The sequence below is a fragment of the Undibacterium sp. RTI2.2 genome (assembly GCF_035018705.1).
Classification (GTDB): Bacteria; Pseudomonadota; Gammaproteobacteria; order Burkholderiales; family Burkholderiaceae_D; genus Undibacterium.
The window spans coordinates 1-14,900 of record NZ_JASJXN010000007.1; the positions used below are offsets into that span (position 1 = coordinate 1).

The 14,900-nt window shown below is 48.0% G+C and carries 14 protein-coding genes; 7 read left to right on the plus strand and 7 right to left on the minus strand.

The window, feature by feature from the left end; genetic code table 11:
• Positions 1 to 487 (plus strand): hypothetical protein (locus QN395_RS05445; RefSeq protein ID WP_323493097.1); only part of this gene is annotated, 487 nt, incomplete at its 5' end.
• Positions 471 to 785 (plus strand): hypothetical protein, encoded by a 315-nt coding sequence (locus tag QN395_RS05450; RefSeq protein WP_322120681.1) that lies wholly within the window; start codon positions 471 to 473, stop codon positions 783 to 785. The genes QN395_RS05445 and QN395_RS05450, both read left to right, overlap by 17 nt.
• A gap of 80 nt (positions 786 to 865) precedes the next feature.
• On the opposite strand, the gene QN395_RS05455 is transcribed toward QN395_RS05450, so the two are convergent.
• The 3 genes from QN395_RS05455 to QN395_RS05465 form a co-directional block, all read right to left on the minus strand.
• On the minus strand, positions 866 to 1,570 hold the full coding sequence (locus QN395_RS05455; protein WP_323491763.1) for a riboflavin synthase subunit alpha: 705 nt from the start codon (positions 1,568 to 1,570) through the stop codon (positions 866 to 868).
• A gap of 135 nt (positions 1,571 to 1,705) precedes the next feature.
• Entirely contained in the window at positions 1,706 to 3,685 is a 1,980-nt protein-coding gene (locus tag QN395_RS05460) for a sensor histidine kinase (RefSeq protein WP_323491762.1), read from the minus strand.
• A gap of 880 nt (positions 3,686 to 4,565) precedes the next feature.
• On the minus strand, positions 4,566 to 5,543 hold the full coding sequence (locus tag QN395_RS05465) for a LysR family transcriptional regulator (protein WP_322120684.1): 978 nt from the start codon (positions 5,541 to 5,543) through the stop codon (positions 4,566 to 4,568).
• A 229-nt stretch (positions 5,544 to 5,772) separates the two neighbouring features.
• Between QN395_RS05465 and QN395_RS05470 the strand changes: the two genes are divergently transcribed.
• Both QN395_RS05470 and QN395_RS05475 read left to right on the plus strand, forming a co-directional pair.
• The gene (locus tag QN395_RS05470) at positions 5,773 to 6,090 is read left to right on the plus strand and encodes a hypothetical protein (RefSeq protein ID WP_322120685.1); all 318 of its coding nucleotides are present in this window, start codon (positions 5,773 to 5,775) and stop codon (positions 6,088 to 6,090) included.
• 15 nt (positions 6,091 to 6,105) lie between these two features.
• The gene (locus tag QN395_RS05475) at positions 6,106 to 6,393 is read left to right on the plus strand and encodes a DUF2798 domain-containing protein (protein ID WP_322120686.1); all 288 of its coding nucleotides are present in this window, start codon (positions 6,106 to 6,108) and stop codon (positions 6,391 to 6,393) included.
• A 197-nt stretch (positions 6,394 to 6,590) separates the two neighbouring features.
• Here QN395_RS05475 and QN395_RS05480 read toward each other — a convergent pair whose 3' ends face one another.
• From QN395_RS05480 to QN395_RS05490, 3 genes are all read right to left on the minus strand, one after another.
• Positions 6,591 to 7,778, minus strand: coding sequence for a methyl-accepting chemotaxis protein (locus tag QN395_RS05480; RefSeq protein WP_322120687.1), 1,188 nt, complete (start codon positions 7,776 to 7,778; stop codon positions 6,591 to 6,593).
• Complete coding sequence (locus tag QN395_RS05485) at positions 7,775 to 8,176, minus strand: MCP four helix bundle domain-containing protein (RefSeq protein WP_322120688.1); 402 nt, start codon at positions 8,174 to 8,176, stop codon at positions 7,775 to 7,777. Before QN395_RS05485 ends, QN395_RS05480 begins: the two co-directional genes overlap by 4 nt.
• Positions 8,177 to 8,353: 177 nt before the next feature.
• On the minus strand, positions 8,354 to 10,210 hold the full coding sequence (locus QN395_RS05490) for a phosphoenolpyruvate carboxykinase (GTP) (RefSeq protein WP_323491766.1): 1,857 nt from the start codon (positions 10,208 to 10,210) through the stop codon (positions 8,354 to 8,356).
• A 414-nt stretch (positions 10,211 to 10,624) separates the two neighbouring features.
• Here QN395_RS05490 and QN395_RS05495 point away from each other — a divergent pair, with 414 nt between their 5' ends.
• The 3 genes from QN395_RS05495 (at position 10,625) to QN395_RS05505 (ending at position 12,914) form a co-directional block, all read left to right on the plus strand.
• Positions 10,625 to 11,599, plus strand: a complete 975-nt coding sequence (locus QN395_RS05495; protein WP_322120689.1) for a D-2-hydroxyacid dehydrogenase family protein — start codon at positions 10,625 to 10,627, stop codon at positions 11,597 to 11,599.
• A 296-nt stretch (positions 11,600 to 11,895) separates the two neighbouring features.
• The gene (locus QN395_RS05500; RefSeq protein ID WP_322120690.1) at positions 11,896 to 12,291 is read left to right on the plus strand and encodes a hypothetical protein; all 396 of its coding nucleotides are present in this window, start codon (positions 11,896 to 11,898) and stop codon (positions 12,289 to 12,291) included.
• 275 nt (positions 12,292 to 12,566) lie between these two features.
• Positions 12,567 to 12,914, plus strand: a complete 348-nt coding sequence (locus QN395_RS05505) for a hypothetical protein (RefSeq protein ID WP_322120691.1) — start codon at positions 12,567 to 12,569, stop codon at positions 12,912 to 12,914.
• Between the two features lie 109 nt (positions 12,915 to 13,023).
• On the opposite strand, the gene QN395_RS05510 is transcribed toward QN395_RS05505, so the two are convergent.
• On the minus strand, positions 13,024 to 14,427 hold the full coding sequence (locus QN395_RS05510) for a M28 family metallopeptidase (RefSeq protein ID WP_322120692.1): 1,404 nt from the start codon (positions 14,425 to 14,427) through the stop codon (positions 13,024 to 13,026).
• Positions 14,428 to 14,900 lie beyond the last annotated feature (473 nt).

A 14,900-nucleotide genomic window follows, 5' to 3' on the forward strand; every position in this document is an offset into this window, starting at 1 on the left:
TGGCCGCTCCTTTCTCATCTATTTTGCGCTTCTCGCAATAAAATTACTCTCCGGTGTTTCGTTTTGCAAGAACCTCAGTAAATATTTATTTGTTGGTTTTTTGCTTTGCTCAGCATTCATATTATTTATTTTTTACAAGCGGCTTCAAAAAAAATTTCTGCAAACGCTTTGTGAGTGGCAAAAGCAAAAAAACATCTTTGATGAACAATTAAAAATTTGGGTTTATAAAAAAGAAAATCCGCCAATCCTTTTTGGACTTGTACTTGAAACCTCAGCTTCCAGCAGGTCAATCGTCTACTCTTATGACAGCGCACAAATTAAAAATGCTCACTCCAGCATTAAGTCGGCTATGGAGGCAACAAAACATGGTGAAACTTACATATCTATTGACACAGTAAATGTTGGTGGTGATAGTTCTATAAATAATTTTGAATCTGAGATTACTAATCAGCAAATAAAGGAACAATTAAATGGCGACTATCAATAACTTTAACTCAACGGTTTCGAATCAAATAATAGGCAATCAAACAAATACTAATCTAGTAAAAGACAATAATGATTTAATATTAGAAAAACTTGAATTAATTTTGAAAAAAATTGATGCAGATTCTGAAGTTACCAAAAGCCAGGCTATTAAAGCTTCAATAGCTATCAGCGATATAAAACGCTCGATTGAGTCGAAAGATAAAGACAAAACTATTATCGATAGATCTCTAGCAAACTTAGGAAGCATTGCGACTATAGGCTCTTTTGTGCAACAAATTAGCTCACTTATTAACCAGTAACAGTGTGGAGCAAGCTTAAAACCAAGTCCTGCAAATAACATTTATATTTTATGAGAAGTTAGGGCAAATCTTCAAGCGACTTATTTTTGACTATTGGCAGGCTTAACCAAATCCACCACCACAACGCTCTGCTGTTTGAGTAGAGCCTCCAGTGCAGGTAGTAAAGGCCCCAAGGTTTCTGCCAGCATATTGCGTACCGTATCAACCACCACTTGGGTCGCTCTTTCGATTTCTATGTTAAGTGTTGCGCCGGTTTTCTTTTCGGCGAAGACGGTCATGCGCAAGGTTTCCGGGATTAACCAGACTTCAAACCAGCCCTCTTGCCGGTTCACTTCTGCTACCGTCAGGCTGGCGCCGTTGATGGCGATGTAGCCTTTGGCGAAGATGTAGCGCAGCCATTCTGGCGGCACGGCGATGCGGATGACGTAGTTATTTTCCAGCTCGCGGATTCGGGCGATGGTGGCTTTAAAATCAATATGGCCAGAGAGGGGATGTCCGCCAATTTCTGCACCATCTCTGGCGGCTCTTTCTACATTGATGCGTCCCTCTTGCGCGTACTCACCAAGCGTGGTGATCGCCAGACTCTGCTGCATCACATCAAACTCGGCGCGGTGATGGTCATGCAAGCTGGTGACGGTCAGGCAAACACCGTCAACAGCGACGCTGGCGCCGATCTGTAAGCCTTCACAAAATCCCTCTGGAAAATCCAGTGTAAAGGTGCGCAGGCCGGGTTTGTCGGTGATGGATGCAATGCGGGCGATGCCTTGTACGATGCCAGTAAACATGGGAATAGTGTCGAAATAAAATGAGCTGAGGGTGGGGGCGGTGTTATACGAGTACCGCTTTTAGTACTCAATATTGTAAGCGATCTGGCAATTACAGAATTGCTACCTCATTGCCTTCGCTTTTACTCTTACCTGTCAGCTTATGGCTACTGTGGTCGGCGGTTCATGAAAGACTATAAGTGGTAATCGGACAGTAAAACAGCAACCCTCACCGATCGCACTTTGACAATCGATGTCACCACCCATCGCCACGCTGAGTTTTTTGACGATAGAAAGTCCTAAACCGCTAGAATGTTCACCCGCAGTCGGCTTGCTCGATAAGCGTGAGAATTTTTCAAACAAATGCCGCTGATCTTCTTCTGACAAACCCGGTCCTTCGTCTTTAATCATGAAGCGACCAGCACCATTGTCTGATGAAATTTGAATCCAGATCTGTTTGCCTAAAGGAGAATATTTAATCGCGTTGGACAATAAATTATCCATAATCTGGCTCACCGCATCGGCGTCCGCTTTGACTAATACCGGCTGATTGACAGACAGTATTAACTGCAAATCTTTAGCTTGCAGGCTGTCTTGATATCGCTGTGTGACTTCAGTTAAAACCTGCGCCAGATCCAGCGCCTGCAAGTTAAAACGCGAGTGCCCGGTCTCTAAGGCATTCACATCCAGCAGGTTAGTGATGATGTGCATCATGCGTTGCCCGCTATTGCTGATGCGTTGTAAATAATCGTGTTTTTGGGCAACCGGCATCTGCTGATCTAGCCTGCGTAACAGGTCGCTCATCCGGATCACTGAGGTGAGCGGATTTTTTAAATCGTGGGCAGCGATCCCCAGAAAATCATTTTTCTCTTGGTCGAGTTTTTGCAAGCGCGCCACGGCATCGGCTAATTCTGTCGTCCGTTGCTGAACCTTGATTTCTAATTCTTGCTCTGCACGTTGCGCCATTACCAGCAGTTGTTTTTGCGCCAGCGCGCGTTCTTGTTTAATAATATTGATACGATTAGTTTGCGCCACGGCGAGCAAAATCACTTCCAGCGCAGACCCGATCTGAAAGCCAAAATCGGATAGCCAGCTTGATTCGATGATCCCCAGATTCCGTAGCGACGTCATCATCGCGCCAGCCACCCAGGCAGCGGACGCGATCAGCACAATCCAGCCTGGCCGATAACCGCGCGTCGCACTTAGCAAGCAGACCGGCAAGATTAGCAATACCTGAGTAAAGCCAATTAACTGGACAACTGGCGCAATCACATGGTTGTAACCAGCCAGAACAATCACCGCCGCTATCACTGAAAAAACCTGAAATCCGCGAAACAACCACGACACTTTGGGCATCTTTTTAGGCAGATGCAAAAAGTGCGTGATAAACAGGGAGTCCCACAAGATGATGAAGCACACCGTCAGCGCGGGCAAAATATCCACCAGCCAAGGCCAGTCCGGCGCAAAGTACAGACCGATATGACCGTTCACGCTCATGCCAGCTAATAAAATACTGAAAGACAGCAATAGGTAATACAGCATAGTTTTGTCGCGGAACGACATCAACAGCACCAGGTTGTACGCAATCATGGCAAGCAGCAAACCGTAAAACAAACCCATCAGGCTGGACAATACATTGGAGGCTTCCGCAAACGCCTGTGGCGTCCATAATGTGGCGCGGAAAAAAAGCGAGCTGGTGCTTTCTATCCGCACATAAAAAACTTGTGGCGCGGTGTCCGACAAATGAAGACGGAATACCGGATAACGGTGCTGCATTTCTTGCGCAGAAAAATGACGGCGATCGCCAGCTTGGTGCTCAATGAATTGACCGTCGCCAGTGGTTTCGTACAGACGAATATCGTCCAGCATGACGGGCGTCATTTCTAGCCACCAGTCCTGTGGGCTACGAATATCACTTCTTTGCAGGCTAAACCGTAACCAGTAGACAGAGCGGGTGTAAGAAGCGCTCAAATTGCCCGCCAGCGGCTTAAACTTGGCGGCGATGGCGGCTTGCTGAATGTCGTGGATAGAAAGTCGCGCGCTTTTATCCTCAAAAACCTCAAACTCAGAATTAAGCGAACGTTGCGTGGTGGCAGAGTCTAATTGCAGAGTGGCAGCGGCAGCGTGATTGAGCATGCCGGCTAGCAAGAGATAGCTGAGTAGGCAGCTGAAAAATATCCGCAGGCAAATGTTGAATTTTCTCCCTATCATCATGTGCTGACTCTGGTTATTTCCTTAAACACCTGCGTTGTCTGTCTGGTCTTTTGCTCTGGCCGGCTAAGAGACTACAACGCTGGCTAGACCTTGTTCGGTCTTGGCAAAGTAAGATTTTAGACTAACAAGATTTAGTGCCGTGCGCAACTGAAAAGAATCCTAGTTTACAACAAAGGTTTTATGAGTGATTTAGCACTTAGCCCAGATTTTCCATTGGAACAGCGACAAGTGTGCCTTTGGCGAACTGACTGGCTAGACGCGACGACGACGCAAGCTGCATCTTGCTAGGAGGAGCAACAACGCTAGGCAGTTCGCCAAAGGTGCAATTGTCGCTGTAGCGTTTCCACTCAAATCGCGGTGGTGCTATCCCTCTGAAGACCGCATGCCCTCTGCCTTTTTTGCGAAGTAGTAGCGGTCTAATGGAAAATCTGGGCTTAGTTCGGCAGTTAATTCGGCGCTGAAGACATCAGCATAAACCGGTACGACAAGGCAAATGGTAGCGAGGCGTTTGTGTAGAAGAATTTACTTTCAGAAAAGCTTAAGTGTTACCGGGCTAAATATACTCCCCCTTAATTTTTTTAAAAATATCGTATTATCCATATATTATATGGGCATCTAAAATATACCCAACCGGAGTATATTTATTCATTGACTCTGTTAGCGGCAAGTATTGATTTGAACTACACCGGACAACACCCCTCGCCCGCGTGCGGGAGAGGGAGCTTTTTGGCTTCTACAGGCAGCAAAGCAGCAGGTCACGTAGCAGAAATCATCAGCAGAAACCCTGAACACAGGTCCCTCATCAATAACCATCAAAATTCTTCTCATGACTTAACTCAGGCAACAAGGCGTCGTTGGTCATCGTGATCAGGCTATCACGTAGCCATTTGTGCGCCGGATTGCGGGCATCTCTTTCGTGCCAAAGCATATCGACGTGGACTTCTGGCATCTCAAGCGGCAATTCTTTCCATATCAAGGCATCGATCATGCCAGTAGATTCAATCAGATGGCGTGGTAACACCGTCAGCAGATCAGAATTGGCGACCACTTTGCCGCCGGTAAAGAACTGATTTACGGTCAGCAAAATGCGGCGTTCCAAACCCATCTGAGCCAGACTTTCATCGACCAGACCATGCGCTCTGCCCGAAAAACTGACCAGCAAATGATTACATTTACAGTATTTTTCTAGCGTCAATTCTTCCGACGCCATCGGATGTCCTTTGCGCATCACGCAAACATAGTGGCCAGAATACAGGCGCTCATGCCGTATCGGACTGCTGGCGGCGCCTTGCCCCGCAATCATCTGTGCCACCACGCCAGGGAAAAAGCCAACCGCAATATCAATATCACCGCGGATTAGCAAAGGTCGTGGCTCACGCGTGGTCAGCGGCACCATGCGGGCGTTGATCCCAGGGGCGTCGCGCTCAATGAAGCGCACCAGATTTGGCATCCAGAGCGCCGCCGTCGCATCCGCCATCGCCATGCGAAAGGTCACTTGCGCCTTGGACACGTCAAAATGTGTGGGGGCAATAGCCGCCTCCAGATTCGACAGTGCCTGACGGATTGCTGGCCACAAGGTCTCGGCGCGCGGGGTTGGCTTTACGCCGTATGCGGTGCGGATCAATAACTCATCGCCCAGCGAATAACGCAAACGCTTTAAGGCATTAGAGACCGCCGGTTGCGTCATCGCCAGCTTGTCCGCTGCGCGAGTCAGGTTTTGCTCCACCATGACAGCATCAAATACCCGCAGCAGATTGAGGTCGAGAGTTAGAAAGTTCATCAAAGCCGCCTATGAGTGTAGATGTTGCAGATAAAGGCCAGTTCAGTTTAAGAGAACACTACGCAAAATTGAGCAAAAACGCCTCAGAAAGCACCAGCCTAAATATCCTATCATTTCTACAATTATTCACAAATACCATAGTAGATATGAGAAATGATAATTAGATTTATATATTGCACTGCAATATAGTTCTATCATCGCAAATATAGACAGAAATGTGGAGAATAAAATGGCTTTCCTTGATATCGCTTTCCCAGTTACCAGCGCCGTCCCAGTAGCACAAATGGCAATTTCAACCGTTGTTGGTGCAGCTCGCCCATTGTTGGGCTTAGGCATTTTGGCAACGATGGCAATCGTCTTTAAACCTATGCTAGTCGGCATGTTGCGCGCAGCATTGCTGGTTTTGAAGCCAAAACTGACACGTGAAGAAAAAACCGCAAAACGCAATTTGCGCAACGTTATGACGATCCACCGAATCGCCAGTGAGTTTGATTCCAGTTCGCCAAATCTGGCTGCAGAACTGCGCGCAATGGCTGGTCGTAACTAATAAATAGCGTTAATTTTGAAGTATTCTAGCAATAGATTGCTGCAACACGGCAAAAATAGCAAAAGCCAACAGCGTGCTGTTGTTGGTTCTAAGAGCCTGGCATCGATGTTGCCGACCATGATCAGCAGCGGGATTATCACTTTAGTTGTGACCGCCGTAATGCGTTTAGTATGGCTTGGTGTAGACAATAATTTTTTTGGTGCATGGATGGAGGCGTGGTTGATTACCTGGTCTATCGCCTTCCCGGTTGCTTACATGATTAAGCCGGTCGTTAATCAGCTGGCCCGGAAGCTAACTAATTAAGTCTGTACTTGAATAAATACTTGAGTAAATATTTAAGTAAGTAAGCACAAAGCAAAAAAAACTAAAAAGCCGTAAGCATTTGCTCGCGGCTTTTTTTATTTTTGCGTGTGTAGTCTATGAACATTGCGCCATATATCTTTGCTTGATTGCGTCCTGAATATTTTTGATAGCGGTGTCCCGCTCCCGATTCTTCAACACTAGTTCAAGCGCAGGCGCATACCGCCAGATGGTCCACCGTCTAGTCTGAATAAACTGACTACATGACTCAAATTGTCGGCCTGTTCCTGTAGCGCAGTTGCCGCTGCCGCTGCTTCTTCGACCAATGCTGCGTTTTGCTGCGTAATTTGATCCATTTGTACGATTGCGGTATTGATCTGGTCTATTCCCGCGCTTTGCTCAGAACTTGCCTCGGTGATTTCACCTATCATATCGCTGACCCGCTTTACGCTGTTGACTACCTCCGTCATGGTTTTTCCTGCCTCATCCACTAGTTTGGAACCTACCCCCACTTTAGTCACAGAATCGTTAATTAACTCTTTAATTTCTTTTGCTGCGCTGGCCGATCGTTGCGCCAGATTACGTACCTCGGAGGCTACCACCGCGAAACCTCGACCTTGTTCTCCGGCTCTTGCGGCTTCCACCGCGGCATTCAATGCCAAAATATTTGTCTGGAACGCGATGCTGTCGATCACGCTAATGATATCGACAATCTTTTTAGAAGACTCGTTGATTGAGCCCATCGTTGCGACAACCTCAGAAACCACTTGCCCACCTTTTTGCGCAACACTCGATGCAGAATGTGCCAGTTGATTGGCCTGACGGGCGTTATCACTATTATGTTTAACGGTAGATGTTAGTTCTTCCATCGACGACGCAGTCTCTTCTAAGGAACCAGCCTGGCTCTCTGTTCGTGCCGACAAATCCATATTGCCGTTAGCAATTTCGGATGATGCTGTGGCAATCAAATCGGTACCGTTGCGTACTTCACTTACGACAGCAAATAACTTCGCGTTCATGTCACGTAATGCCGCCAACAATTCTCCTGTCTCATCGGTCGTGTTGGACTCAATCTCGCTGGTGAGATCACCTGCAGCAACGGTTTTTGCAATTCTTACTGCGGCTTGTAACGATGTTGCGACTATCTTTGCAATCACGTAGGCCAAGATCAAGCCCAAAGCAATACTGATGACCAAAACAGCGATGATCCATGTTCGTGACGACAAATAAATCTCTTCGCCTTCTTTATAGGCTCTAATGCCACCATCCACATTAGCATCCACCAGGCCGTCTGCAATTTTTAATATGGCACCATTCAGTTTGGAAGATTCACCTCGCAGTGTTGTCCGTGATTCTTCAAGCTGTCCCTGACGTGCCTGTTCGATCATTTTTTTGTTTCGACTTTATATTTTTCCCAAAGAGTCAAGTACTCTGCGTATTTTTTCTTCTCATCCTCAGTTGTCATTAACTTGACGTATTTGTCTTCATAGCTTTTCAACTCGTCGAAATAGGTATTCCAGCGCTTTGAGTAAAAATCGATATTTTTAGCATCGCCGCTGGAGAGGACGATTTGCATTTCTTGTGTGCGCAAACGTGACATGCGCTCTTTGATCCCCATAGCCGCGTTGACGCTAGGCATCCAATTGGTCCCCAGCTCATAGGTCGCACTATTGACTCTCGCCAGTTGAATAACAGCAAAGATCCCAAGAAAACTAGTGAGAACGAGAAGGAGAACGAAACCAACATACAGTTTGGAGGCGATACGCAAGTTATAAAACAATTTCATGTGCAACTCCTGAAAGGGGTTAACTGAAAAATTGCAGCAACTTCGAGAGAGGGAATTGAGGCAGAGTGCTTAATATACGCCCGAACTAAAACCTTGTCGAACTCAATTGAGCAAGCAAAAAAAAGCCGCAACGTGAGTAGCGGCTTTTTTGAGGTTTAATGCTAACTTATCTCTGAACTATGCTGCCAAGCGTTTTTCCAGCGCAGCTTTGGTTGCTTGCAGTTCTGCTGGCAAGTGGTATTTCAACTTATCAAACAATTCTGCGTGCAAAGCCAGTTCTGCGATCCAGGCGTCTTTGTCGATCGAGGTAATGGTGTTGAATTGTTCTTGCGTAAAATCTAGGCCATCCCAAGTCAGATCGCTAAATTCTGGTGTCACGCCGAAGATGTTTTCTACGCCTTTAGCAGTACCGTCGATACGACCCAGCATCCACGACAGAACACGCATATTGTCGCCAAAACCAGGCCATACAAATTTACCATCGGCATCGGTACGGAACCAGTTGACGCAATAAATTTTTGGTTGTTGCGCGCCGGAAGCAGCGATTTTTTTGCCGATTTCTAACCAGTGTTGGAAGTAATCACTCATGTGATAACCCATAAAAGGCAACATCGCAAACGGATCACGACGCACAATCCCTTGCTGACCGACAGCTGCTGCCGTGGTTTCTGATCCCATCGTCGCTGCCATGTATACGCCCTCTACCCAGTCGCGGGCTTCGGTTACCAGCGGCACGGTAGTAGAACGACGACCACCAAAAATGAAGGCAGAAATCGGTACGCCAGCAGGATCGTCCCATGCTGCATCCAGCACCGGATTTTGTGTTGCCGCAACCGTGAAACGAGAATTTGGATGTGCTGCTTTACGACCTGTTTCTTTAGCAATGGCAGGTGTCCAGTCTTTACCTTGCCAGTCGATCAAATGGGCTGGCGCCTCTTTGGTCATGCCTTCCCACCAAACATCACCATCATCCGTTAAACCGACGTTAGTGAAAATCGTATCGCCGCGTACTGAGGCCATGCAATTAAAGTTGGTTTTATCGTTGGTACCAGGTGCCACGCCAAAATAACCCGCCTCAGGATTGATCGCGTATAAACGACCATCTTTACCCGGCTTAATCCAAGCAATGTCATCACCGATCGTTGTGACTTTCCAGCCGTCGAAACTGGCTGGCGGAATCAACATGGAGAAATTAGTTTTACCGCAAGCAGACGGGAAAGCCGCTGCGACGTAATGCTTTTTGCCCTCTGGCGATTCCACACCAAGGATCAGCATATGTTCTGCCAGCCAGCCCTGATCACGACCCATGGTGGACGCGATACGCAAAGCGAAGCATTTTTTGCCCAGCAGTGCATTGCCACCGTAGCCAGAACCGTATGACCAGATTTCACGCGTCTCTGGATAATGCACGATGTATTTTGTCGCGTTGCATGGCCATGCAACATCTTGCTGACCTTTGGCCAAAGGTGCGCCGACAGTATGCATACACGGGACAAAATCGCCATCCGTACCCAGCACTTCATACACTGCTTTGCCCATACGCGTCATGATGCGCATGTTGACTGCAACGTAAGGCGAATCCGATAATTCCACACCGATATGCGCGATAGGAGAACCCAGCGGGCCCATCGAGAATGGCACCACATACATGGTGCGGCCACGCATACAGCCATCAAACAAAGGATTTAAAGTTGCGCGCATTTGATCTGGCGCCATCCAATTGTTCGTCGGACCTGCATCGACCTCGTTGGCGCTGCAAATGTAAGTGCGGTCTTCTACCCGGGCCACGTCGGTAGGATCAGAGCAAGCCAGATAGCTGTTAGGGCGCTTGGCTTCATTGAGTTTTTTCATGGTACCGCCAGCGACCATCTGGGCGCAGAGACGGTCGTATTCTTCGGTACTACCGTCGCACCAGTAGATGCTGTCCGGTTTTGTCAGTGCCGCCATGTCGGCGACCCAGTTGATTAATTTTTGTTGCTTTACGTATGCGGGTGCGTTGATTGCTGCCACGCCGCCCATGATAGGTTGATTCACGATACTACCTCCAATGCCATTTAATAGAAATCTGTGTAGCGGCACGGCAGGATCGTCGTTAGGGGATGCCAGCGGTGCGAACTTTGACTTAACATAAGCCAGCTCAAGCACAACGCGGACAGGCACGATGACGGCGGTTCTGTCGGATAAAAAATCAGTCTGGTGTGCTTTTGTTTTTAAATGCTCACCAAACAAACTCTTACGAAAGCAACAATGTAATATTGCATTCAGACTCACACACTGCACGATGCGGCAGGCGCAAGAATCAAAAAGCTACGTGGGCTGGTATTGTACACTCGCCACCCGCCAATCGCTAATTTGCTTCAGAAACCTTATTATTTAAATAATTTTTATGATGTTTAATTGAGAAAGCAATTCTCTAATTAACGTCGTAATTTCAGGAAAAAAATCAGTATGAAAATCGCCATCCTCGATGATTATCAAGACGCCGTTCGCCACTTATCCTGCTTTGATTTACTGCAAGGCCACGAGGTCAAAATCTTCAATAGCAGCGCGGTGGGTGTCGGTCAGTTAGCGATCCGGCTCGCACCGTTTGATGCGCTGGTATTGATACGCGAACGTACCGTTTTATCCAAAGCGTTGCTGGCAAAATTACCGAATCTCAAGCTGATTTCACAAACCGGCAAAGTCGCAGGACATATCGACATTGCCGCAGCCACAGAGCGAGGGATCAAGATTGTCGAGGGCATAGGCGACCCCACCGCGCCTGCAGAATTGACCTGGGCCCTGATCATGGCAGCCTCGCGCCAGATCCCGCACTACGCCAATAATTTGCAGCACAGCCTATGGCAAACCGCCTCCATCGACCCGACCCGCAACCGCCTAGGACGGGTATTAAAAAACCGCACGTTGGGGATTTGGGGCTACGGCAAAATTGGCAAAATGATTGCCGGTTTTGGCAAAGCGTTTGGCATGCAAGTCATGGTCTGGGGGCGCGAGCCAAGCCGACTTCAGGCACAACAAGATGGTTATCAGACTGCCATGTCTAAAGAAGCTTTTTTTGCGGAAAGCGATGTGCTCAGCCTGCACCTGCGCTTAAACGACGCAACCCGCGGCATCGTCACCCCCGCCGACCTGGCATTGATGAAACCGGACGCCCTGTTCGTCAACACCAGCCGCGCTGAACTGGTCGCCAGCGGCGCGCTAGAGGCGGCTTTGCCATTAGGTCGTCCAGGGTTTGCCGCGATTGATGTGTTCGAGACAGAACCAGTACCCGCCAAGCATCCGCTATTACAAATGGAAAACGTCCTCGCCACACCGCATCTGGGCTATGTAGAACAAGACAGCTACGAGATTTACTTCCGCGCTGCATTTCAGAATATCGTCGACTTTGCTAACGGCACGCCAAAGAATGTTTTAAATCCTTGAGTCATACGGGACATCAGCAAAATCGTCCAGTTACAACGACCTCATCCGTCAACATACAAAACGTGATCTGGCATTGCGTTGTTACCAAGCAGGCGTTGGGTGTGTTTCACGCACTTGGTCAAGTAAACGAGGTTTACACGACTGATGTTTTTGTCCATTTGCTTATACTGTGTATTTGATCAGTTTAACTAAAAATAGCTAACGTTCATCGGCGTTTCAAGAGATGTAGAGCAAGCTTGTTATTTTTCTTCTGTCGGTTATTATTGCAAAATGAAAATTAAATCACGTTAGGCCCCATGAAGAACACCCCTGCAGCCGCTGACTACTGGACTCAGTTCATTGCGTCACGGCCCGAATTTCCGGTAGGTCCGCAGTTGCTTGCGCAGTTTCACGCCGGCTCGATACGGAGCCTATGCGATTGCGGCTGCAACAGCTATGAATTCGATCCAACGCACGAACCAAACGTCCCACTATTAGCAACCGCAGATGGGCGGTACGGGTGCGTCTTTGAGATATCGTTTCAATCCGAAGACAAGAACGGTTCTGTCGAGTTAGCAGTGTTTGCGGATGGTCAGGGGCGTCTGGCTGCCATTGAAGTTGACTACTGTGCGAACTCCTACCCTATGCCGCAGGCGGTCAAGCTCGAAGAGGCTCCATATCATTTGCGCGTGTCACAGGCACTTGGCGCCTAACCCTTCCATCGAGCGGACTCGCTAAAGCAGGCCGCGCTACACTCTCTCGTCTATTTTCCGTTCCGTGCGGCCTGCTTTAGCGAGCCGCTCATGTCAAACGTTAGACCCGCGGAGACTTGCAAATGAAAATCGTGCGAAGAACTCTTGGAGCGTAGCGCGATCGTACCTGCTTACTCAAAAACGATATATGAATAAACGTTTCCTATAAATTTTCTGAGAGCGTGTGCTATTTTTAATTCAGCTTTAGATGCAAGCAAAACACACCAAACCCAGCAATGAAAAAAGCGATCATTCTGTTTCTTCTGGCGATACCGACTATATTGCTTATCCACTTTAACGAGAGAGCACATCATAGCCTTCCGAATTGGCTGATTTTTCTCTCAGCCGCGCCGTTTTTTCTGACCTTAATCACCACCAAAGATCCGGATCAGGATATGTTCGGCGAGGCCAGTGCGTCCGTTGGGAACTGGTTACTCTTGTTGTTGGGAGTCGGAGGGATGCTGTTTGGTGTTGTCGGCTTCTCGTTACGAGACACAAGCGCAGTATTGGGTTTATTTGGCTGGGTACTGCCATTTGCGATGGTCGTCACCGTTGTTGCCATGATGAGAATTCTTCGGAAGTGAACCACAAATCCATTGGTTTGTTCCCGATGTGAAATCGTCTACGTTGCGTCCTTAAGACTGTTCATAAGATGAAGGCGATGCCTTTTTTCGACAATCCATTTTAAAGAAATCAGCGCAAAGGCAAGGGATAGCTGGCAACGCTTGCATTTCCTTTTTTATCTACGGCTTGCACTCCAAAAAACACATTGTCCTTCGACACATTTTTCATCGTGTAACTGGTGACGTTGCCGACGTCCAGGCTGTGTTGCCAGTTGGCTGCGGTGGTCTCGCGCCAGAGAATGCGGTAGCCTGCCAGGTCGGTTTCGGAATTGGCTTGCCATACCAGGCTGGTGCTGTTTTCGAGTTGTGCGGTTTGTATTTTGACTTGCGCAGGTGATGCCGGTGCAAGTGCCAGTGTGGCTAAGGCTGCGGCGTTTACTCGTGCTACTTGTGCGGTGTAATTGACGTCGACAAACTCGGGCAGGTCGCCGATCTTGATGCCGTTTTCCGTGCGTACATCTTGATGCTGATGATTGAAATCTTCATTTGGTTCGGTGAAGCGCAAGGCGGCGTAGCCTTGTTCTAAAAACGGAATATGATCGCCGCCGCGCAGGTAGCGGTCGCGGCGGTTGACGATGGTGATTTTAAAATCGGGTACATAGGTTTCACCGATCTGCTTGACCTGTCGTGCCAGCTGGCGCGAGATAGAATCATTCTCGCCGCCGGTAGAAATCAAGGTGCGTAACGGTTCTGGCAATTCAGCGAGGGCTGGAATACCTTCTGCAAATAAACGCACCTGGTTATTGTCAATATGGCCGTCATCCGCGCGCGAGCTGCCGATGATGTCGTTGGTGAACATGCCTGCAATATTCATATTTTTTGCCCGGGCGGATTTTGCAAAATGTGCCGCGCCGAACAGGCCTTGCTCTTCACCTGCTACCGCCATAAAAATCAGATTGGCGTTGAACTTGTATTTGGATTGCGCCATGACGCACGCCATTTCCATTACGGCCGCCGTGCCGGAGGCGTCGTCATTGGCGCCGGGTGCCACGGAGGTGGCATCCATCACATCGGTCGCGCGGGTGTCGTAATGTCCGCTGACGACGTAGTAGCGATCGCTGGGGACTACACTTTTTAGCTCGGCCACTACGTTGACGATGTCGGTCGCTTGCGTCAGCCTACGGCCAGCGGCTTCGGTATAGCTATCAAAGCTCACATTGAGTTTGCCATTCGCACCGCAGCGTTCCAATTCAGACTTGATCCAGCGCCTTGCTGCACCGATGCCACGAGTATCGGACTTCGTGTCCGACATGGTGTGCCGTGTACCAAAACTGACTAGTTTATTGATGTAAGCGTCGATCCGTTGAGCCGAAATTTCTTGCACAATATGTTCGACCATCGCTTGCTTGACGATGGCTTTTTGTGGCGCGTCTTTAGCCAATTCTTCTGCCTGCACCGATAGGGAAGGGAGCGAAAAAGGCAGCAAAACCAATGTGCCAATGAGGCTGGCGGATATCTTATTGAGTTTCAACATAGTGATCTCCAAAAAGCGAGTGAGGTGGTTAGTGAATTAGCGGGTGAAGCCGAGGTCAGCAATCATAACAGCCTGATAAAAAACTGTTTACGCAGGTGGGGCTTATTGATTTTTATGGCGAATTGTTTGCTGTATTCGCTAGATATTTTCTACACTTTGAATATATACACCACTATGTATATATGGAATGTCCAATTAAAGTCTAGGTAATTGGGTATTTTTATAAAATATATTGGGGAGTATGTGATATTTTCAACTTTATTCCGGTTGATTATGGATGCTCGTTTTACCGATTTTCAAAAAGAACGCGGTCGTTATTCCGGCGTGGTTTCCGCAGGAATCTAGCGACTGTTGTTGCATGACACATCAGGCTAAACCGGTCATTGAGTCATCTTATATCGAGAAAATCCAGACCAAAAAAAAGGAACCCGTCGGATTCCTTTTGGTGTCAATACTATGGACTAGCCAGAGAC